A 20,948-nucleotide genomic window follows, 5' to 3' on the forward strand; every position below is an offset into this window, starting at 1 on the left:
TCTTAAACGGCTTGCCTAACTCAGGGACGATCAAGGCTGAACGCATCAAAATGGGTTGACGCCCCGCCCGGGCAAGGCCCTTTCAGACTTTAGTCACCGTCCCCTAATCTGCCAGCTCAGGCCGTCGGCACTAACCTGCCCGCGCAACCAGCCGCGGCAGGTTGCGCTCGATTCACGACCTGCAGCTAAGGAGCACTGATATGCATTCTGCCCGTCGATTGGTACTTTCACTCAGCCTGCTGCTGTTGGCTTCGTTTGTGAGCCATGCCGATGACACGCCCCAACCGGCCAAGGCGGTACTCACCCTGAGTGGCGCCATCAGCCATACCAACAGCGACAACACTTACGTATTTAACATGGCGATGCTTGAGCACCTGCCACAATACAGCTTTACCACCGACACCCCCTGGTTCCCGGAGCCGCACAAGTTTTCCGGCCCGCTGATGCGGGACATCCTGGCCAGGGTCGGCGCCGACGGCGAAACCCTCACGGCGATCGCACTCAATGACTACAAGGTCACTATCCCGGTGGAGGACAGCACGCGCTTCAACCTGATCGTGGCTATCCACAAGGACGACAAAAGCATGCCGGTGCGCGACAAGGGGCCGCTCTTCGTTATCTATCCCTTTGATATTGATAGCGAAACCCAGTCACAGCTGTACTATGACCGGTCTATATGGCAGCTAAAGGCCATCCATGTCGAATAATCCGCCCAACGCCAAAATGACAATAACGCATGCAGTCCTCTAAGCGCGTTACCTACGGGCTCATCCTGATCAGCGCCGCATTACTGGTGGTGTTTACCAGTGTGCTGTATCTGCAGTTTCACCATAGTCGGCAACTCAGCAGTACGGTTCAATACAGCGAGAGCACTGTCAGCTGGAACGTGTTTCAACTGCAATCCGAAGCGCTGCGCTTCAATAATGCACTCTACACGGCGGCCTTTGGGCCATCCGCCATGGATATGGATCAACTGCGCTTGCGCTTTGACATTTTTTACAGCCGCGTCAACACCCTCGCGCTCAATCCGGCAGCAGAACGGCTGCTCGAGCATACCGAATACGATACAACCCAGCAGCGCCTGTATGATTTTCTGGCAAGTGTCGACCCCTACTTTGGCGCGACGGCCCCAACATCACTTGATCGGACCGCCATACTCGGCATCCTGCAGCAACTTGAACCCATCCAGGCACGTCTCAATGACCTGTCGCTGGCTTCCGTACACCAGTCAGGACTGCATGCAGAATACCGCGCGACCGAAGTACAACAGCAGATCATCATCAGCACCGGACTGATAGTGTTTCAACTGGCGTTGACATTGCTGTTCTTTTTTATCGTCATTCGCCAGATCAGTCAGCTTCAGACCAGCCGGACACAATTCAGTGATCTGGCCAATTTCGATCCCCTGACGAACCTGCCCAACCGGCGCCTGTTCCATGACCGGCTGGAGCAGGAAATCCGCAAGGCGCACCGGGCCAAGGGTCGCCTGGCGTTGCTCTTTCTCGACCTCGACAATTTCAAGGATATCAATGACACCCTTGGGCACGAAGTCGGCGACCAGCTGCTGCAGGAAGCCGCCCGGCGACTCGGTGACTGTGTACGCGACTCTGATACGGTGGCCCGCCTGGGTGGCGATGAGTTCATCATTATCCTGAGCGATCTGGACGGCAGCGCAAACATCGCCGGCATCAGTCAGGCGATCTTGAAAACGCTCAGCAACCCGTTCGAGCTCGATGGACGGGAAGCCTTTGTGTCAGCCAGTATCGGCATTACATTCTACCCGGACGACGCCGGCGACGTAAACGCGCTGCTCAAAAACGCCGATCAGGCCATGTACGTTGCCAAAGAACAGGGTCGCAACCGCTATCACTACTTCACCGCCTCCATGCAGGAACTGGCCCAGGCCAAAATGCACCTGATTAATGACCTGCGTAGCGCCTTGGCCAACAACCAGTTTCAGCTGCACTACCAGCCCATTATTGACCTTGCTACCGGCAAAATTAAAAAAGCAGAAGCACTCATCCGCTGGATGCACCCGCAGCGTGGCCTGATCACCCCACTGGAGTTTATTCCGGCCGCGGAGGAAACAGGCCTGATCGTTGATATAGGAAACTGGATCTTTCATGAGGCCGCCCACCAGGTACAGCACTGGCGAGCACTGCACCAGCCCGACTTCCAGCTGAGTATCAACACCTCCCCACTGCAGCTGCGCGCCGATCCCGGCAACCTGGAACACTGGCGCAGGAGCCTCAAGTCTGCAGCGATTCCCGGCAACGCCCTCGCCATCGAAATTACAGAAAGCCTGCTCATTGATACCAGCTGCGCCGAGCGCCTCGTCGCTATTCGCGGGATGGGCATTGAAGTATCGCTGGACGACTTCGGAACGGGTTATTCATCCATGTCCTACCTGAAGAAATTCGATATCGATTACCTCAAGATAGACAAATCCTTTGTCGGTAATCTGCAACAGGGATCAAGCGATCTGGCCATCTGTGAAGCCGTCATCGTAATGGCTCACAAACTGGGTATTATGGTGGTCGCTGAAGGTATCGAAACGAAAAATCAGCAGGCCATGCTCAACGCCATGGGGTGCAATTACGGACAGGGGTATCTGTTTTCGCATCCGGTATCGGCAGCTAGCTTCGAAACGCTGCTCGAATCCCAATCCAGTCCCCTGACCGTGCCAAACCTGAGCTGACTTGCGCAACACTGCGTATAACTGCCTACTAACACACAAGACACAGAGGCCATCCGAGTGAACACCGTAGTAATTACCGGCGCAAGCCGCAGGCTCGGCCTGTATCTTACCCAGGCTTTCTTGGAACAGGGATGCAAGGTGATTGCCCTCACCCGCAAGGCCAGCGCCGAACTTGACGCACTGGCCTGCGAAAACCTGCAGATTTTACTGACCGACTACCGTTGCGAAACATCCCTGGCTGCAGCGGCCGACTGCATTCGCAAACAGTACGAGACGCTCTCACTGGTGGTACACAATGCATCCCTGTTCGAGAAAGACGCCGCCCATAAAGATGACCTGTGCGCCTTCTACGACGAACTGTACCGGGTACATATGCGCCTCCCCGCCTATCTCAATGAAGCGCTCCAGCCACTTTTATACAACGAGGCGCATCCCGGGTGCATTGTCCATATCACGGATATCTACGCCGATAACCCCAACCGGGAATTTGGACTCTATTGCAGCACAAAGGCGGCACTGGATAACCTGACAAAAACCTTTGCCAAAAAATATGCACCCGGTATTCGAGTAAACAGTATCGCCCCGGGACCCCTGATGTTCCTGCCAAGCCACAAGGAAGATGAAAAGAAGGCGGTACTCGAACAAACCCTACTGCCAGGAGAGTCCGGTTTTGAGCCCATTCTCCAGGGCATAAGATTTATACTCGATAACCAGTTTGTTACTGGCAGCAGTATCAAAATAGATGGCGGCCGGTCGATCGGAAAAATATGACCCAAAGAGTGCGACGCTGGCTTTGTCTGATGTCTCGCACAGCACCTGCTTCAAATAACTTTCGTCACACTCTTTAAAGTAGCCCAGCGAGAACAGGCTGCTGCACAGAATAATATCGATATCGCAGGTGCGGTCCTTGCGGCTGCGGTCGCGGTCAGCTCGGTCCCGCCCCATCGACTCTTCCACAGAGCAAAAAAAGGCCTTGAGTGACACCTGATCCAGATCACTTTCAATCACCAGCAGCGTATTGATAAATACCTTGTCGGTTACGATGCACTCAGGCTGGGTATAGGTGCAGGGGTACACAAATGCTGTGGAGAAGTGCTCCAGTAATATTTCAAGGCACTTCGCGATGTTAATTTCTGGATCGATATTGGATCCGACTGACAAATAATAGTACATATGACCTCAGCTCCCTGCCCTTGAGTGGTGCTTGTTACTAGCCTGGCGGGCCAATGGCTCCCCCGCTAATGTTCCAGTCACGCTACAAAAACCGGCACACCTGTGGCGACATGCTGGCGCTTGTGACGTTTGCGATGGCCTGCGGCCAATGAATCGTGCATCAAGCCGCCGGGGTAATATTGATGTTCAACAAATCGACGGCAGGCACTCCAGTCCACCGATGAAGGTAACTGCAGCGCAACAAGCCCCGTACAAACGCCCTTTATATGCAGAATAACCACCACACCTAAAAATTGGATACACACTAATATTCGCGGCAACAGACAGCCTCACGCAGGCACTTTTTTCAGTACGAGCGCAACCTGATAACGCTGCCACAAGATCACCACCAGGGCCGCCGTGGCCAGAGCGCAGGCGATCAGCACGGCCACAAAACCCACCACTTCAGCGGCCGACCCCATGATAAAGGCACCAAGCGCAGGTACGCCCAGACTCACCACGGTCCAGATACTCAATACTCGACCACGGTAGGCATCCACCACACAAACCTGAATCAGCGCCTGGCACCCGGTGCCAATCATGGTCACCGCCATGCTCACAAGCATGATCATGAGTCCCAGTCCGGTCAGGTCACTGGCCCAAGCCACCAGCAGCACCACCACCGAACAGAGCAGCAGTGAGCCAAAGACAAGCTGAAGCAGGGCCCGCTCACGCCCGCGCATGCGAGAAACAATTAGCCCCCCCAGAATCGACCCGATCCCGGCAAGCGCACTCAGACTTGCCAGCGTGCCAGCGTCACCATTAATCAGCCGTCCAGAAATCGCCGGCAACAGCTCCATGATACTGCGCCCGATCATGCCATCAACCATGGTCAGAATCAGCACCAGGCGGATCAGCGGTGAGTTACGGATAACCAGCAACCCCTGCGACATGGCAGAAAAGATGGATTCCGCATGATGCTGGGAGCGCGATACCTCGACCCTGATACGGAGCAAAAACAGCGATCCAATACCAAACAGGGCGGATACCAGCAGGAATGCCGCCCCGGTAGAAACCGATACAAGCAGCCAGGCCCCCAGTGCAGGCCCGATAATGCGAGAAAGGTTGTAAGTAATCGATGCAAGCCCCACGGCGCTGGGCAGGGACGGCCGCGCTATCAGGTGCGGTAACAGTACCAGGCGCATAGGGTGCTGGGCCGCGGAGACTACGCCCAGGAGAAAGGCCAGAACCAGTATCCAGTTAAGCGTAAAAACCCCCTGGAAATTGGCAACCGCCGCACTCACGCTGATCACGGCCTCGCTCAGATAGGCTACCAACATACCCTTGCGCGGATCGAGACGATCCGCCAACACCCCAAAGACGGGCGACAGAAAGAATGTCGGCAGCAGCATGGTCGCACTGACCGCACCAACCCACAGCGGTGACTCTGTCAGTGCCCAGGTGCTCCAGCCAATCAGAAAACGGGTCACCCATGTCGCCAGCGTCAGGAAGACGCTGCCGGCAAAATAGAGACAGAAAATACGGGATGAAAACGCCGACCGACCGGACGACGGGCTCTCAGGGCGTCGTTGAAAAACCATACGAATCCAAGGTTTATTATTATAGTGCTACTGTACTTCATTTACTGTGCCGGTATCTATCAGGACAGCACCCCATCCACACGCAACTCACTGTTCTTGTGACTTTTTTACGCCAACACCACGATATTGAATCGCCCTGTGGGCACTTCACCGGCTGCAAAAAACAAATGGAGCCCTGAGGCTCCATTGCGAGAGTATCAACACGACCCGTACAGGCGCCCTCAGCGCGGCCTACATGCTCTTGATATCGATACCGCCTTTCTCGTTCAGATAGTCATCCTCATCCTGCAAAAGGAAAGAGCTGTCTTCCGGCGGTGCCGCCAGGTCCGGGTTGGTATCGGCACTGAGCTTGATCATCAGGCGCAGATCGTTGGCAGAGTCGGCATGAGCAAGCGCCACGTCGTAGGTAATGGTGCCTTCCTTGTACAACTCGAACAGCGCCTGGTCGAAGGTCTGCATGCCGAGGTTGGTGGACTTCTTGATGACTTCCTTGATCTCGTGGACTTCAGCCTTGCGAATCAGGTCCTGAATCAGCGGCGTATTGATCAAGACTTCGATCGCAGCGCGTCGCCCCTTGCCGTCGGTGGTTGGCAGCAGTTGCTGCGCCACGATCGCCTTGAGGTTCAGCGACATGTCCATCCAGATCTGATTGTGATGCTCCGGCGGGAAGAAGCTGATAATGCGGTCCAGCGCCTGGTTGGCGTTGTTGGCGTGCAGCGTTGCCATGCAAAGATGGCCGGTTTCCGCAAACGCCAGACCATACTGCATGGTTTCCTTGGAGCGAATTTCACCCATCAGGATCACATCCGGCGCCTGGCGCAGAGTGTTTTTCAGTGCAGTATCAAAGGATTCGGTATCGATACCCACTTCGCGCTGGGTAATGATGCATTCCTTGTGGTCATGAATGTACTCGATCGGATCCTCGATGGTAATGATATGACCCCGGCTGTGCATGTTGCGATAGTCAATCATCGACGCCAGCGAGGTGGATTTACCCGTCGAGGTTCCCCCTACGAACAGGATAAGCCCGCGCTTGGTCATGGACAGATCTTTAAGCACACCGGGCAGGTTCAGCTCCTCCATGGAGGGAATCCGCGTCGCGATACGCCGTAGCACCATGCCCGGCGAGTTGCGCTGCATAAAGGCGCTGACACGAAAGCGCCCCATTCCACGCGCACTGATAGCGAAGTTACATTCGTTGGTGCCCTCGAACTCGGCCAGCTGCTTGTCGTTCATTGTGCTGTACACCAGCGAGCGTACCTGAGATTGGGTCAGGGGCTCCTTGGTGAGTGGCTTGATGGTACCGTCCACCTTGATACTCGGACGGGCGCCCGCGGTGACGAACAAATCCGATGCATCGCGATCGATGACTACTTTTAAAAGTTGTGTAAAGTCCACTGCCTGCTACCCCGACCCTTGTACCCGTCAGAAACTCTGCGGATTCTTTGCTTTTTCCCGCGCAAGTTCGCGCGAAATCAGTCCTTTTTTCAACAATTCCAGCAATGCCTGATCCAGCGTTTTCATACCGAAGGCCGCACCGGTCTGGATGGATGAATACATCTGAGCAATCTTGTCCTCACGGATCAGGTTACGTATTGCGGGTGTACCGATCATGATCTCATGCGCGGCCACTCGGCCACCATTGGTCTTTTTGAGCAGCGTCTGTGAAATAACCCCTTGCAGCGACTCAGAGAGCATTGAGCGCACCATGGACTTTTCCGCCGCCGGGAAAACGTCAATTACGCGGTCGATGGTCTTGGCCGCCGACGTGGTATGCAGCGTGCCAAAAACCAGGTGACCGGTTTCCGCCGCCGTCAGCGCCAGACGGATGGTTTCAAGATCTCGCATCTCGCCGACCAGTATAACGTCGGGGTCTTCACGCAACGCCGAACGCAAAGCATTGGCAAAGCTGTGTGTGTCGCGGTGCACCTCACGCTGATTGATCAGACACTTCTTGCTTTCATGCACAAACTCGATCGGGTCCTCGATGGTCAGGATGTGATCTGAACGATTATCGTTGATGTAGTCCACCATCGCCGCCAGCGAGGTACTTTTGCCGGAACCCGTTGGCCCCGTCACCAGCACCAGCCCACGGGGCTGTGACGCCATATCCTGAAACACCTTGCCCATCCCGAGATCTTCCAGTGTCAATACGCGGCTTGGGATGGTTCGAAATACTGCGGCCGCACCGCGATTCTGGTTAAATGCGTTGACTCGAAAACGCGCCAGGGACGGCACCTCGATCGAGAAATCGACCTCGTAGTTATCCTCATACTCCTTGCGCACCTTGTCGTTCATTATGTCGTAAATCAGCGACTGAACAGACTTGTGATCAAGGGCAGGCAATTTAATGCGACGGACATCACCGTCAACTCGAATCACCGGTGGCATGCCGGCCGTAATATGCAGGTCGGAAGCCCCTTGCTGCACCGCAAACGATAATAGTTCGGTTATATCCATAGCGCTCAGCACCCGGTACTACTTCCATTAGAACCCCTATTTCTAGCAGAATAGCCCAGTCAATCCAATGGCGGGCCACACTAAAAGCAGGGTATGAAAAATATAGCAGACAATATTTGCACCGTGCGTGCACAAATTGCACGGGCGGCAAAGGTTACCGGACGCAAACCCCAGGGCATACAATTGCTGGCCGTGAGCAAAACTCGGCAGGCAGATGAGCTGCGCCAGGCGTTTGCCGCCGGCCAGCACGCTTTTGGCGAGAACTACCTGCAGGAAGGCCTGGACAAGATCGAGGCGCTGGCGGACCTGGCCATCGAGTGGCATTTTATCGGCCCGATCCAGTCCAACAAAACCCGCCCGATAGCCGAGCACTTTCAGTGGGTACACAGCGTCGATCGAGCCAAGATCGCGCGCCGCTTGTCGGAACAGCGACCGCCGGACATGGCACCGCTGAACGTCTGCCTGCAGGTCAATATCAGCGCTGAGGAGAGCAAGTCGGGGTGCATGCCCGATGACGTGCTTGCACTGGCCCGTGACGTCGCCCAGCTGCCTCGCCTGAAGCTACGGGGCCTGATGGCCATTCCCGCGGCCTCGCAGGATCCGCAACACCAGCAACGTGCCTTTGCTGCCATGCGTACGCTACTGCAACAATTGCAGACCGAGTTCCCGCTGCTGGACACCCTGTCGATGGGCATGTCAGGTGACATGGACGCCGCCATCGCCGAAGGCGCCAGCATAGTGCGTATAGGCACCGCTATTTTCGGTACTCGAAACTCCAACTCAAACACCCAGGAAACCCCATTATGAGCACGCAACCGACTGTTGCTTTTATCGGCGCCGGCAACATGGCCCGCGCCATCATCGGGGGGCTGCTGGACAACGGCTACCCGGCCACGAAAATCTGGGCCACCGGCACCCGGCCGGAAAAGCTGGCCGACCTTGCCGCGCAGGGGCTGCACACAGGTACAGACAATATCGCTGCCGCCGCAACAGCAGACATCCTGATCATGGCGGTCAAACCCCAGATGATGAAGCAGGTGTGCGAACCGCTGCGCGATACGGTCATGCAGCACCGCCCGCTCGTTGTCTCGGTCGCCGCCGGAATCAGCTGCGACAGCCTCGACACCTGGCTTGGCGGCGGTAATGCCGTTGTTCGGTGCATGCCTAACACACCCTCACAGGTACAGACCGGTGCCAGCGGCCTGTTTGCCAACACAAAGGTCAGCGAACTCCAAAAACAACAGACAGCACAACTACTTGGCAATGTCGGACTGGCGCTCTGGGTTGACAGTGAAGAGCTGATTCATGCCGTGACAGCCGTATCGGGCTCGGGGCCGGCCTACTATTTCCTGTTTATGGAAGCCATGATCAGCGCCGGTGAAAAATTGGGCCTTGACCGCGCCACCGCCACCTCGCTGACCCTGCAGACAGCGCTGGGTGCCGCCCGCATGGCCAGCAACAGCGAGCTGAGCCCGACCCAATTACGCCAGGCGGTGACATCTCCCAAGGGCACCACCGAACAGGCCATCCTGACATTCCAGGACGCCCACCTGGAAGCGCTGGTGGAACATGCCATGCAGGCCTGCGTCAACCGTTCGAAGGAACTCGCACAGCTTCTGCGGGACTAACCCCCGCACGCGGTTCATTCAGCGCCTGAAAAGCTCTATACTTGCCAGCAAATCAACAGCTTGAAACTGAGGCGGCGAAACAGCCATGGGACAGGATCCGATCCTTCTGATCATCCGCACAATCGGCGAACTCTATGCATTTATCGTCGTCCTGCGTTTCTTACTGCAGCTGGCCAAGGTGGATTTTTATAATCCCATCAGCCAGGCGGTCGCACGACTGACCAGCGCTCCACTGCGGCCACTGCAGCGGGTCATTCCCCGGGCGGGTTCTGTCGACCTGTCCGCCCTGGTGCTGGCGTATGGTGTCAAACTGCTCACGCTGTTCCTGTTACTCCTGGTCGCAGGGCAATCCATACCCATCACCAGCCTGCTGCTGTTTGCGCTCGCCGGCCTGCTGAATACCTTGCTGACGATCGCGTTTTGGGCCGTGATCGCTGCGGTTATCATCAGCTGGATCGCCCCCAACAATTACCATCCGGCGCCTCAGCTTATCCTGCAACTGACCGAGCCACTGTTCGCCCTGGCGCGCAAGGTTATCCCGCCCATCGGCGGGCTGGACCTGTCGCCGATCCTGATTTTTCTGGTTATTCAGATCATTCAGTCCCAGGTCAGCCGCCTGGTAATGTAGGATGGCGAGCTACTATCAGTGGCAAGGCGATGACCTGATACTAAGCTGTCACTTGCAACCCAAGGCATCGCGGGACGAGTTTTGCGGCCAGCATGGTGACAGTCTGAAAATACGCATCAAGGCTCCGCCAATTGAAGGCAGGGCCAACAGCCAGCTGATCTCCTTCCTTGCGAAGCAATTTGGTGTTGCCAAAAAAGCGGTAACGATACTCAGCGGTGGGCTTGGGCGACAAAAACGCGTGTGCATCCGCGAGCCGGTTAAAATACCGGAAAGCTTGCCAATCGAATCAACGCCTTCGTCAGCAGTACGCTAAGCGGCCCATACGGGCTTTTCCCAGGGTAAGCTCCGCTTGCTTGGCCTGCCCCAGATGATTACAGCTCCCGGATAACAGCAGATGCCAACGTCCATTCCCGCAGATTCGGTTGGCCTCGTCCAGCCACAGCAACTTCACTTTGACCAGCCGCTGGCGCTCGCCAGCGGACGCCGGCTGGACAGCTATACATTGACTGTCGAAACGTACGGCACGCTGAACGCCGATCATTCCAATGCGATCCTGATCTGCCATGCACTCTCGGGCAATCATCACCTGGCCGGTTACCACAGCATGGATGACCCCAAGCCCGGCTGGTGGGACTCAGCCATCGGCCCCGGCAAGGTCATCGATACCAACCTGTTTTTTGTGGTTGGCCTGAACAACCTGGGCGGCTGTCACGGCTCCACCGGACCCAACCAGCCAAACCCGGACACCGGCATGCCCTATGGCCCGGATTTCCCCATCGTCACCGTGCCCGACTGGGTCGAAAGCCAGGCACGACTTGCGGACCGTTTCGGTATTCAGCAATGGGCAGCGGTGATCGGTGGCAGCCTCGGCGGCATGCAGGCCCTGCAGTGGGCCATCGACTATCCCCAGCGTTTGCGCCACTGCATTGTTATCGCCGCCGCGGCCAAGCTCTCGGCGCAGAACATTGCCTTTAATGAGGTGGCGCGCCAGGCCATCAGACGGGACCCGCAGTTCTATGATGGCCACTATTACGGCGAAAACGCCATCCCCAAGACCGGCCTGATGCTGGCACGCATGGTGGGCCACATTACCTACCTGTCGGATGACGGCATGCGGGAGAAATTCGGCCGCGACATGAAGAGCGGCACGCTGAACTTCGATCTCAGCCCGCAGTTTGAAATCGAGTCCTACCTGCAATATCAGGGCGAACGCTTTTCAACCACCTTTGATGCCAATACATACCTGCTGATGACCAAGGCACTGGACTACTTTGACCCGGCAGCCAGCTACGGTGACAACCTGACGGAGGCGTTGCACGGGGCGCAATGCAAGTTCAAGGTCATTTCGTTTACAACGGACTGGCGCTTCTCACCCGAACGCTCACGGGAGATCGTCGATGCCCTGATCGATGCCCGCAAGCCCGTCAGCTACGCCGAGATAGACTCCCCGCAGGGCCACGACGCCTTCCTGATCCCCATACCGCGTTACATGGAAGTGTTCGGGGCCTGCATGAAACAGGTGGGCGCCGATATCCCCCGATCCAAGCCGGAGGGCCGCTGAGATGCGTGTAGACCTGGATATCATTCAGAACTGGATCAAGCCCGGCACCCGGGTGCTCGACCTGGGGTGCGGCGATGGCGAGCTGCTGAGCTACCTCGGCACGCACAAGCAGGTCGAGGGCTACGGCCTGGAGATCAACCATGACAACATCACCGCCTGCCTGGAAGCCGGCGTCAATGTGATAGAAAAAGACATCGACGAGGGTCTGGCGACGCTGCGTAGCGCCAGTTTTGATGCCGTCATCATGACCCAGGCCCTTCAGGTCATGCACCGTCCCGACCTGATCGTCGACGAAATGCTGCGCATCGGCAAGGAATGCATCGTTACATTCCCGAACTTTGGTCACTGGCGCGCGCGCAGCTATCTGGCGTTGCGTGGCAAGATGCCAGTGTCAAAATTCCTGCCCTATACTTGGTACAACACACCGAATATCCACTTTTGTACCTTCAAGGATTTTGAGCGCCTGTGTGTTGAGCGCAACATTCATATCCTGGATCGCACCGTCGTGGACAATGAACACCGTGATCGCTGGTGGCTGCGCCTGTGGCCCAACATGCTGGGCGAAATCGCCATCTACCGCATCACTCGATAAAACAGGAGTCGCTATGAACGTGTCATTCCCCCCGGTACGCCGTGCCCTGCAAGGCGTGCTGACAGGCCTGATCCTCAGCGCAGGCATGGTCCAGGCTGACCAGTTTGTTTCCTATGGAGACTACGAGGTACATTACAACGCCTTCAACAGCACCTTCGTCGAGCCCGAGGTGGCACAGAGCTATGGTCTGACGCGCAGCAAAACCCTGGCCCTGGTCAATGTATCGGTATTGCAAAAAGCCAGCGACGGCAGCAAAACACCGGTTACCGCCATCGTCAAGGGCAGCGCCAGCAATCTGCTGGGGCAGATCAGCAACATCAGTTTTAAGAAAATTGAGGAAACAGGCGCACTCTATTACATAGGCGGCCTGCCCTTTGCGAATGACCAACTGATGCGCATTGCGCTCGACGTCCAGCCTGATCCGAATCAGCCGGCCTACAGTATCCAGTTTGAGCAGACCTTCTACGCCGAATGACCACACTCAAGTATTCACGCATCGTTCTTGCCAGCGGCAATCAGGGCAAACTCCGTGAATTCAGCCAGGTGCTCGCACCGCTGAATGTCGAGGTTCTGCCGCAATCCGCCTTTAACGTCAGCGAGGCCGAGGAAACCGGCCTCAGCTTTATCGAAAATGCGATCCTCAAGGCCCGTCATGCCTGTCGTTGCACAGGCCTGCCGGCGCTGGCCGATGACTCGGGGCTCGAAGTTGACGCGCTCGATGGCGCGCCCGGCATTTACTCGGCGCGCTTTGCGGGCCCCGGTGCCACCGATGCCGAGAACAACAGTCGCCTGTTGCATCAAATGCGGGATGTGCCGGACGCCCGTCGCAGCGCACGCTTTCGCTGCGTACTGGCCTTCATGCGCCACGCTGAAGACCCGACCCCGCTGATCAGCGTCGGAACCTGGGAGGGCCATATCCTGCATGCGCCGCGGGGTGAACAGGGATTCGGCTATGATCCGCTGTTTCTGGTGCCGGAACTGGGACTGAGTTCGGCTGAACTGCCGCGAGAGCAGAAAAACAGCCTCAGCCATCGCGGCAAGGCCGTGGCGCTGTTAAACCAACAGATTCACGCTTACCTGCGCTGAGACCGGCGCCGGCCAGCACAAACGCCGGTCCCAACAGCCCCCGCTACGCCGTTACTGGAAGTACCATGATCCAATTGCCGCCGCTGTCGCTTTATATCCATATTCCCTGGTGCGTACGCAAGTGCCCCTACTGCGACTTCAACTCCCATGCCGCCCGGGGCGAGTTACCGGAAGCAGCCTATGTCGCAGCCCTGATGGCGGACCTGGAGGCAGAACTGGCCGATGTGCAGGGCAGGAGCATAGAAACCATCTTTATCGGCGGTGGCACGCCGAGCCTGTTTTCCGCTGCGGCCATCCATGAAATTCTGCAGGGCGTAGCGGCACGCACACCTATCGCTGCCCAGGCCGAGATCACCATGGAAGCCAACCCCGGCACCTTTGAGCAGGAACGTTTCGCCGGTTTTCGCAATGCCGGCGTCAATCGCCTGTCCATCGGTATCCAGAGTTTCAGCGATACCCAGCTCAAGGCGTTGGGACGCATTCATAACGCGGATGAAGCTTACCGCGCCGTTGCCAGCGCCCGGGCCATCGGGTTTGACAATATCAACCTGGACCTGATGCACGGCCTGCCGCAGCAGGATCTTGCCGGCGCCATGCAGGATCTGGATACCGCCCTGTCACTGCAACCTGATCACCTGTCCTGGTACCAGCTCACCATCGAGCCCAACACCGAGTTCAACTCACGCCCGCCAAGCCTGCCGGTGGATGAAATACTGTGGGATATCCAGGAACAGGGGCAGGACAAACTCGCCGCCGCAGGATTTGCCCAGTACGAGGTATCGGCCTATGCCCGCGCGGGCCGACAGGCAGCCCATAACCTGAATTACTGGGCCTTTGGTGACTATATCGGCATTGGTGCCGGCGCTCATGGCAAGCTGACACGACCGGCGGACAACCTGATCATGCGGCGCTGGAAGCAGCGCCAGCCAACGGCCTATATGGACCCGGTCAGACGCTTTGGGGGCGAGAACCCGATTGCCCGCGACGAGTTGGCATTTGAGTTCATGCTCAATGCATTGCGACTGGTGGATGGAGTACCGCTGAACATGCTGCTCTCCCGGGCCGGCATCAGCCCGGACAGTATTCGTCCAAAACTGGACCGGGCCGTGCAGCAGGGGCTGCTGGAGGACGACCCCGCCCACATCAGACCCACCCGCCAGGGGCGGCTGTTCCTGAACAACCTGCTGGAATTGTTTTTGTAGGCTAAGCCCGTCAGAGCGTCACGCGCAAGGCGGCCAGTTCTGCGATTTCAATCAGCGCCTGGGGAATGTCACTCAGCGTGCGCACGGTTTGCGTAGGCGCCGGACCTCCAGGCCATTCCTGACCGTTCTGGTTGACCCAGATGGTCCAGAAGCCCGCGTTGTGAGCACCCTCGATATCGTGCACCGGGTGGTCTCCCACATGCACCACCTGTTCAGGTCGCAGCCCCGCGTGTGCCAGGGCATGCTCGAACATCAGCGGATGCGGCTTTTCCTGCCCGGTCCCCTCTGCATTGAACTGGAAGTCGAAGTAATCGGCCAGTCCAACCCGCTTCACATCGGCGTTGCCATTGCTCAGCGCACCGATCAGCAGGTTACGTTCGCGCAAAATTTTCAGCATGGTCAGCGCATGCTCAAAAAACTCCACCTGATGCCGCGCCTCCAGATAGACCTCGAAGGCCTGCAAGGCCAGCGCCTCGGCCTCCTCAGGCGTGTAGCCGGCCGTACGCATGCCCTCCTGCAGCAGACGCAGGCGGATCTGGGTAACGCTGTGGGAGATCTCAGGATACCGTGACAGTACCTCATCGCGCAGGCGCGGCAGATCATCGATACTGAACTGGCGCGTAAATAGCTCGGCGTTACGGTTCAGCCAGTCAAACAGCGAATTGTTTGCTATCTCAATCACCGGATCAATCGCCCAGAGGGTATCGTCCAGATCGAAGGTGACACATTTAATCATTTTTCTTGCGTGCTCTCGGGTGGGCCTTGTCATAGACATCAGCCAGATGCTGAAAATCCAGATGCGTGTAGATCTGGGTTGTAGCGATATCGGCGTGCCCCAGCAACTCCTGCACCGCCCGCAAATCACCGCTGGACTCCAGCAGGTGACTGGCAAAACTGTGGCGCAACCTGTGCGGGTGAACCTTGCCATCGGTCGCCTGATGCAACCCCCAGTGCTCGAGTCGCTGCTGCACGGCACGGGTACTGATACGGTTACCGCGCTTGCTGACAAAAAGTGCCGGCTGCTCGCCGCGTAACAGGCTGGTGCGTTGACCGAGCCATACGTCGAGCGCCGCCAGCGCCTTGCTGCCGACGGGCAGCATGCGTGCCTTGCGGCCCTTGCCGGTCACGACCAGACTGGCATCGCGAAAATCGATATCCCCCAGATCCAGGCTGACAAGCTCCGCCAGACGCAAACCAGAGGAATAGATCAATTCCATCATGGCACAATCACGGGCAGATACCGCATCGGTTACCGGAATTTGCATCAGGTGGCCGGCCTGATCGGTGTCCAGGGTTTTGGGCAGGCGCCGGGCCGAACGGGGTGCGCTTAACCCCAGCGCCGGATTGTGCTCGCACAAGCCTTCGCGATTCAGGTAACGATAGAACGAACGAACAGCCGACAGCAGCCGCTGAATGCTTTTCCCAGCCAGGCCCTCGCGGTGGGTTTCAGCAATGAAGGCGCGCAGATCCCGTGGTCTGATACTGTCCCAGCCACTCAGGCCGTTGGCATGGGCATAGCGCTGCAGGCGCTTAATATCACGCTGGTAGTTGTCCAGGGTGTGCACGGAGTACTGGCGTTCGGCGCGCAGATAGCCCACAAAGGCATCCAGCACCGCCGAGTCTGAAGACATCAGCCCCGGCTCAGGATACGGGACAGCACCCGGCTCAAGACTTCGCCGACGTAGCAGAGGAACAGGGTGCCCTGACTGCTCTGGAAGTAGTGCGCATCGTAGCTGCCGATGGCCAGCAGGCCCAGGGTTTCACCCTGAACCAGCGGGATCACCGCCGCGGACTGGATACGGAACGCCTGCTCCTGGAAAACAAACAGATGCTGTGGCTCCGGCAAACGCCCGCAGCTCGGCAGGTTGGTTCCCAGCAGTGGTTCAAGTACCTGGGCGTCGGCCAGGCTCAACCAGCGTGCGGCACCGCTATCCTCACCCTCGCCAAGCAGCATCAGCGTCGTGACATCGCCCTGAAAATCGCGGCACAGGCTTTCGTCTATGGCAACGGCGACATCATCCAAAGTTTCGCAGCCCAGCAGCGCCAGCACCATGCGCTTGGTCTTCTCAAACTGCACATCGTTGTGACGCGCCACGTCGATCAGGTCAGACAGATGGGTGCGCAACTGCTGGTTTTTTTCGCGCAACACGCCCGTCTGGCGTGCCACCAACGACACAGCGGTACCGGTTTCATGGGGCACGTAGAGCTTCTCCAGCAGCCCCGTGTGGCGGCTGAAGTAATCCGGATTCTGCGCCAGAAACTCCGCTACCTGCTGCTCATCGAGTCCGGCGTGCTGTCGCTTGGCCTGATCGGTCATATAAAAATCTGCCCTTCGTAAACGGTTGTCGCAGGGCCTGTCATCAGGACGGAGTGCCCCTCGCCCACCCAGCGAATACGCAGTTCGCCACCGGGCAGATGCACGGTCACATCATCGCCCAGCAGGCCGCGCAAGCGTCCGGCAACCACCGCGGCACAGGCACCGGTACCGCAGGCGCGGGTTTCGCCAGCGCCGCGCTCATAGACCCGCAGGCGAATTTCACGCTCAGACAGGACCTGCATGAAACCGATGTTGGCCCGCGCCGGGAAACGCTCGTGCCGCTCGAGCAGCGGCCCCAGGGTTTCCACCGGGGCGGTGCTGACGTCATCCACCAGCAGAACGCCGTGTGGGTTGCCCATGGAAACCGCGCTGATATCCAGAACCTGACCGGCCACCTCAATGGGATAGCTGATGGCAACCGCATCCGCCACAAAGGGGATTTCGGCCGGCAGCAGTTCCGGGGCGCCCATGTCGACTTCGACCTGGCGATCTTCCAGTATCCGCAGTACGGCCTTCCCCTTGGCCGTTTCAACGCTGATGACCGGCTTGATGGTCAGGCGCTTGTCACGCACGAACTTGGCAAAGCAGCGCGCGCCATTGCCACAATGCTCCACCTCGGACCCATCTGCATTGTAGATGCGGTAGCGGAAATCCATCTGCGGGTCCGTGGGCGGCTCCACCAGCAGCATCTGGTCAAAACCGACGCCGAAATGCCGGTCCGCCAGACGGCTCACCAGCGCCGGAGTGATCTTGGCACGCTGCGTGACGAGATCGACCACCATGAAGTCGTTGCCCAGGCCGTGCATCTTGGTAAAACGTACCAACATAGCTTTTCGCTTCTCAATAGTGGTCTTTAGGCAGTAACTGTTCGCCGTGCAGCAGGTCACCGATGCTTTCGCGCTTGCGCACCAGGTATGCCTGGTTATCGCTCACCATGACTTCGGCCGGGCGAGGCCGGGTGTTGTAGTTGGAGCTCATGACGAAGCCATAGGCACCCGCCGAGCACACTGCCAGCAGGTCACCGGGCTGAAGATTCAGCTCGCGGTCCTTGCCGAGAAAGTCGCCCGTTTCGCACACCGGCCCCACCAGGTCATAGATTTTGCTTTCACCTTCGTCACGCAACGTCAGTGGCACGATCTCCTGATAGGCACTGTACAGGGCCGGACGGATCAGGTCGTTCATGGCCCCGTCGACGATCGCGAAATTCTTGTCGCCATTGCTTTTGAGGAACTCGACCCGGGTCAGCATGACACCGGCATTCGCGGCAATGGAACGGCCAGGCTCGAAAATAAGACTCAGCGGACGATCACCCAGCTTCTCGATCACGGCGGCGATGTACTCGCCCGCCGTCGGGGGATGCTCGTCTGTATAGCACACGCCCAGACCACCACCCAGATCCAGGTGGCGAATCTGAATGCCGTCTTCGGCCAGTTCGTCCACCAGTACCAGCAGACGATCCAGCGCATCCAGAAATGGACGCAGCTCGGTCAGCTGGCTGCCGATATGGCAGTCCATGCCCACGATCTCGATATGGGACAGTTCGGCCGCGCGGGCATAAACCCCGCGGGCACGCTCGATGGCGATACCGAACTTGTTCTCTTTCAGACCGGTGGAGATATAAGGATGGGTACCGGCATCCACGTCCGGATTGACGCGAAAGGAGACCTTTGCCGGTATACCGACGGCCGCAGCAACATCGTTGACGCGTTCCAGCTCAGGTTCAGATTCGATATTGAAGCAGTGAATACCCAGCTCCAGCGCGCGGCGAATTTCGTGCGCCTGCTTGCCGACACCGGAGAATACAACCTTGGCGGGGTCGCCACCGGCCTTGATGACGCGCTCCAGCTCGCCGAGGGACACGATATCAAAGCCCGCGCCCAGGCGCGCCAGCACATTAAGAACCGCAATATTGCTGTTGGCCTTGACCGCATAGCACACCAGCGCATCACGCCCTTCCAGCGCCTGGGCATAATCAAGGTAAGCGCGTTCCAGTGCATCACGGGAGTATACATACAGCGGCGTGCCGTATTGTTCGGCGATGCGTTCGAGGTTCATGTCCTCGCAGTGCAGGCGCCCATCGCGGTATTCAAAGTTATCCATCAGTCTTTCCGTTATCAGTTCTGTGCGGGAGCCGGCGGCTGGGCCGATGTCTGTGGTACGGGAGCAGCAGGATCAGGCTGATCCGGCATGTACAGCGCACCTTTGTTACCACAGCCCGATAGCAGCGCGAAGGTTACGAATAGTATCCAGTTCCAGCGTTTCACGATTGCAGCCCCTATCACCGACGATTCCAAAGCAGCGATTATACCCGGGATGAGTAGCGGCAGAAACTCGGATATACTGCCGGGCTCCAAGCACAGCGGAACCACAGACCGATGACCGAATCAGAATTCAACGACCGGGTCGATGAAACCCTCATCACCCTCGAAGACCTGCTGGAAGAGGCCGACAGCGACCTGGACGTCGAGAGCCATGGCGGCATGCTGACCATCGTCTGCGAAAACGGCAGCCAGGTGATTTTTACCCGTCAGCCGCCCGTCAAGCAGCTCTGGGTGGCCGCACGCAACGGCGGCCATCATTTCGACTTTGATGCCCAGGCGCAACGCTGGCTGCGCGATACCGACAAGGCACCCCTGGCCGAGGTACTTAACGAGATTTTCCGCATCCAGGCGGATGAGGACCTGACCTTTCCGCTTTGAACAGCCCCTTCTGAACAGAGTGCTCTGAACAGTCCAGGCTAGCGGAGCACAGAGAGCCAGCGGGTTAGGACAGCATGCCCTCAACCTCGTGGTACAGCCGCTCCAGCGCGCCTCTATTTTTGGCCACAAAAGCGCTGGCCGCCGCTCCCTGGCGCTGGCGCAGCGCTGCATCAGCAAGCAGTTTCTGCGCTGCACCGGCCAGCGCCGCCTCATCGGCCACCAGTGTCAGCCCCCCGGCGTGTTCCAGCGCATCGCAGATGGCCTGAAAGTTAAACACATGCGCTCCCATCAGTACCGGTTTGCCCAGCGCTGCGGGCTCCAGCGGATTGTGCCCTCCCCGCGGAACCAGGCTGCCGCCAACAAAGGCGATATCCGCTGCGGCATAGAATCCCATCAGTTCGCCCATGGTATCGCCAAGATAAACATCCACCGCACCGGGCTGCACCGCCGGCTTACTGTGGCGTTCAACCTGCCAGCCGGCATCCAGGCACTGTCGGTATACGGATTCAAAACGTTCCGGATGGCGCGGTACCAGCACCAGCATCAGGCTCGGAAACTCGGTACGCAGCGATTTGAGCATTCTTAACAGCGCCGCATCTTCCCCTTCATGCGTACTGCCCGCCACCAGCACCGGTCGTTCGCCCCAGCGGCGGCGCAAGTGAGCACCGGCCTCAAGCCACTCTAACCGGGCTTCAATATCAAACTTGATGCTGCCGCTGACACTTAGCTTCTGGGCCGGCAGGCCCAACGCCACAAAGCGTGCACCATCATTATCATGCTGGGCCACGACCTGACTCAGACGCTGCAGCATCGGCCGCGTCAGTGCCGCAAATCGCTGATACCCCCGGGCCGAACGCGCTGACAGCCGTGCATTGGCCAGCATCACCGGCACCCCATGGCGACGGCAGCCATGCACCAGATTGGGCCAGAGTTCGGTTTCCACGATGATGCAGGCACGCGGCTGCATGCGATGCAGGAAACGGCCCAGGGCATCGGGCAGGTCCCAGGGGCAATAGACATGCGCTACCCGGTCGCCAAACAGGGCGTTGACACGCTCTGAGCCGGTCGGCGTCGTTGTGGTCAGCAGCAGAGGCAGATCGGGCCGGCGCGCCAGCAGCAGCTCCACCAGCGGTGCAATGGCTACGGTCTCGCCCACGGACACGGCATGAATCCAGAGCGGGCGCCGGCCATCGGGCGTCACAAAGCCCAGCCGCTCGCGCCAGCGATTCCGATAGGCAGGCGCCCGGCGCCCGCGCCACCAGAGTCGCAGCAGGATAAATGGCAGCGCCAGGTACAGCAGCAGAGTGTAGAGCCAGAGCGCCAT

23 protein-coding genes and 1 pseudogene are annotated in these 20,948 nt (G+C 58.2%); 13 read left to right on the forward strand and 11 right to left on the reverse strand.

What is annotated here, in order from left to right; translation table 11 throughout:
* Positions 1 to 200: 200 nt before the first annotated feature.
* From F451_RS0100100 to F451_RS26975, 3 genes are read left to right on the forward strand one after another with little or no spacing between them, the layout of a single operon-like run.
* Positions 201 to 707 (forward strand): putative pterin-binding protein, encoded by a 507-nt coding sequence (locus F451_RS0100100; RefSeq protein WP_020679302.1) that lies wholly within the window; start codon positions 201 to 203, stop codon positions 705 to 707.
* A 29-nt stretch (positions 708 to 736) separates the two neighbouring features.
* Positions 737 to 2,698, forward strand: a complete 1,962-nt coding sequence (locus tag F451_RS24370; RefSeq protein WP_020679303.1) for a putative bifunctional diguanylate cyclase/phosphodiesterase — start codon at positions 737 to 739, stop codon at positions 2,696 to 2,698.
* A 57-nt stretch (positions 2,699 to 2,755) separates the two neighbouring features.
* Positions 2,756 to 3,469 (forward strand): SDR family NAD(P)-dependent oxidoreductase, encoded by a 714-nt coding sequence (locus tag F451_RS26975; protein ID WP_169434400.1) that lies wholly within the window; start codon positions 2,756 to 2,758, stop codon positions 3,467 to 3,469.
* 111 nt (positions 3,470 to 3,580) lie between these two features.
* Here F451_RS26975 and F451_RS28270 read toward each other — a convergent pair.
* The 4 genes and pseudogenes from F451_RS28270 to F451_RS0100140 form a co-directional block, all read right to left on the reverse strand.
* Positions 3,581 to 3,871, reverse strand: a pseudogene (locus F451_RS28270) (2-amino-4-hydroxy-6-hydroxymethyldihydropteridine diphosphokinase); the annotation flags it as partial.
* Positions 3,872 to 4,200: 329 nt separating this feature from the next.
* Positions 4,201 to 5,451 carry an MFS transporter gene (locus F451_RS0100130; protein ID WP_083928288.1) on the reverse strand — a complete coding sequence of 417 codons (1,251 nt, stop codon included), beginning with the start codon at positions 5,449 to 5,451 and terminating at the stop codon, positions 4,201 to 4,203.
* Between the two features lie 231 nt (positions 5,452 to 5,682).
* The gene (locus F451_RS0100135) at positions 5,683 to 6,849 is read right to left on the reverse strand and encodes a PilT/PilU family type 4a pilus ATPase (RefSeq protein WP_020679308.1); all 1,167 of its coding nucleotides are present in this window, start codon (positions 6,847 to 6,849) and stop codon (positions 5,683 to 5,685) included.
* A 27-nt stretch (positions 6,850 to 6,876) separates the two neighbouring features.
* A complete protein-coding gene (locus F451_RS0100140) occupies positions 6,877 to 7,911 on the reverse strand; it encodes a type IV pilus twitching motility protein PilT (RefSeq protein WP_020679309.1) in 1,035 nt (344 codons plus the stop codon).
* A gap of 93 nt (positions 7,912 to 8,004) precedes the next feature.
* Between F451_RS0100140 and F451_RS0100145 the strand changes: the two genes are divergently transcribed.
* The 9 genes from F451_RS0100145 (at position 8,005) to hemW (ending at position 14,608) form a co-directional block, all read left to right on the forward strand.
* Complete coding sequence (locus F451_RS0100145; protein ID WP_020679310.1) at positions 8,005 to 8,718, forward strand: YggS family pyridoxal phosphate-dependent enzyme; 714 nt, start codon at positions 8,005 to 8,007, stop codon at positions 8,716 to 8,718.
* Entirely contained in the window at positions 8,715 to 9,539 is an 825-nt protein-coding gene (gene proC, locus F451_RS0100150) for a pyrroline-5-carboxylate reductase (protein WP_020679311.1), read from the forward strand. The genes F451_RS0100145 and proC overlap by 4 nt, the downstream gene beginning before the upstream one ends.
* Positions 9,540 to 9,624: 85 nt before the next feature.
* Complete coding sequence (locus F451_RS0100155; RefSeq protein ID WP_020679312.1) at positions 9,625 to 10,167, forward strand: YggT family protein; 543 nt, start codon at positions 9,625 to 9,627, stop codon at positions 10,165 to 10,167.
* 1 nt (position 10,168) lies between these two features.
* On the forward strand, positions 10,169 to 10,480 hold the full coding sequence (locus F451_RS0100160; protein ID WP_020679313.1) for a DUF167 family protein: 312 nt from the start codon (positions 10,169 to 10,171) through the stop codon (positions 10,478 to 10,480).
* 81 nt (positions 10,481 to 10,561) lie between these two features.
* Positions 10,562 to 11,728, forward strand: coding sequence for a homoserine O-succinyltransferase MetX (metX, locus tag F451_RS0100165; RefSeq protein ID WP_020679314.1), 1,167 nt, complete (start codon positions 10,562 to 10,564; stop codon positions 11,726 to 11,728).
* 1 nt (position 11,729) lies between these two features.
* On the forward strand, positions 11,730 to 12,320 hold the full coding sequence (metW, locus tag F451_RS0100170; protein WP_020679315.1) for a methionine biosynthesis protein MetW: 591 nt from the start codon (positions 11,730 to 11,732) through the stop codon (positions 12,318 to 12,320).
* Between the two features lie 13 nt (positions 12,321 to 12,333).
* Positions 12,334 to 12,795, forward strand: a complete 462-nt coding sequence (locus tag F451_RS0100175) for a DUF4426 domain-containing protein (RefSeq protein ID WP_020679316.1) — start codon at positions 12,334 to 12,336, stop codon at positions 12,793 to 12,795.
* The gene (rdgB, locus tag F451_RS0100180; RefSeq protein ID WP_020679317.1) at positions 12,792 to 13,406 is read left to right on the forward strand and encodes an RdgB/HAM1 family non-canonical purine NTP pyrophosphatase; all 615 of its coding nucleotides are present in this window, start codon (positions 12,792 to 12,794) and stop codon (positions 13,404 to 13,406) included. The genes F451_RS0100175 and rdgB overlap by 4 nt, the downstream gene beginning before the upstream one ends.
* A gap of 65 nt (positions 13,407 to 13,471) precedes the next feature.
* Positions 13,472 to 14,608: a radical SAM family heme chaperone HemW gene (hemW, locus tag F451_RS0100185; RefSeq protein WP_020679318.1), complete on the forward strand. Its 1,137-nt coding sequence runs from the start codon at positions 13,472 to 13,474 to the stop codon at positions 14,606 to 14,608.
* 10 nt (positions 14,609 to 14,618) lie between these two features.
* Here the strand turns inward: hemW and F451_RS0100190 are convergent, their stop codons facing one another.
* Genes F451_RS0100190 through lptM form a run of 6 tightly spaced genes read right to left on the reverse strand, consistent with a single transcriptional unit; the run spans position 14,619 to position 19,294 of the window.
* Entirely contained in the window at positions 14,619 to 15,344 is a 726-nt protein-coding gene (locus F451_RS0100190; protein ID WP_020679319.1) for an HAD family hydrolase, read from the reverse strand.
* Complete coding sequence (gene xerC, locus F451_RS0100195) at positions 15,337 to 16,239, reverse strand: tyrosine recombinase XerC (RefSeq protein WP_020679320.1); 903 nt, start codon at positions 16,237 to 16,239, stop codon at positions 15,337 to 15,339. The genes F451_RS0100190 and xerC overlap by 8 nt, the downstream gene beginning before the upstream one ends.
* On the reverse strand, positions 16,239 to 16,925 hold the full coding sequence (locus F451_RS0100200; RefSeq protein WP_020679321.1) for a DUF484 family protein: 687 nt from the start codon (positions 16,923 to 16,925) through the stop codon (positions 16,239 to 16,241). Before F451_RS0100200 ends, xerC begins: the two co-directional genes overlap by 1 nt.
* Positions 16,922 to 17,752, reverse strand: a complete 831-nt coding sequence (gene dapF / locus F451_RS0100205) for a diaminopimelate epimerase (RefSeq protein ID WP_020679322.1) — start codon at positions 17,750 to 17,752, stop codon at positions 16,922 to 16,924. Before dapF ends, F451_RS0100200 begins: the two co-directional genes overlap by 4 nt.
* 13 nt (positions 17,753 to 17,765) lie before the next feature.
* Positions 17,766 to 19,025 (reverse strand): diaminopimelate decarboxylase, encoded by a 1,260-nt coding sequence (lysA, locus tag F451_RS0100210; RefSeq protein WP_020679323.1) that lies wholly within the window; start codon positions 19,023 to 19,025, stop codon positions 17,766 to 17,768.
* A 14-nt stretch (positions 19,026 to 19,039) separates the two neighbouring features.
* A complete protein-coding gene (lptM, locus tag F451_RS28730; protein ID WP_420835270.1) occupies positions 19,040 to 19,294 on the reverse strand; it encodes an LPS translocon maturation chaperone LptM in 255 nt (84 codons plus the stop codon).
* A gap of 6 nt (positions 19,295 to 19,300) precedes the next feature.
* Between lptM and cyaY the strand changes: the two genes are divergently transcribed.
* Positions 19,301 to 19,624, forward strand: coding sequence for an iron donor protein CyaY (cyaY, locus tag F451_RS0100215; RefSeq protein ID WP_020679324.1), 324 nt, complete (start codon positions 19,301 to 19,303; stop codon positions 19,622 to 19,624).
* Positions 19,625 to 19,688: 64 nt separating this feature from the next.
* Here cyaY and waaA read toward each other — a convergent pair whose 3' ends face one another.
* Positions 19,689 to 20,948 carry a lipid IV(A) 3-deoxy-D-manno-octulosonic acid transferase gene (waaA, locus tag F451_RS0100220; RefSeq protein WP_020679325.1) on the reverse strand — a complete coding sequence of 420 codons (1,260 nt, stop codon included), beginning with the start codon at positions 20,946 to 20,948 and terminating at the stop codon, positions 19,689 to 19,691.

The sequence above is a fragment of the Marinobacterium rhizophilum DSM 18822 genome (assembly GCF_000378045.1).
In the GTDB taxonomy this organism is placed as follows: Bacteria; Pseudomonadota; Gammaproteobacteria; order Pseudomonadales; family Balneatricaceae; genus Marinobacterium_A; species Marinobacterium_A rhizophilum.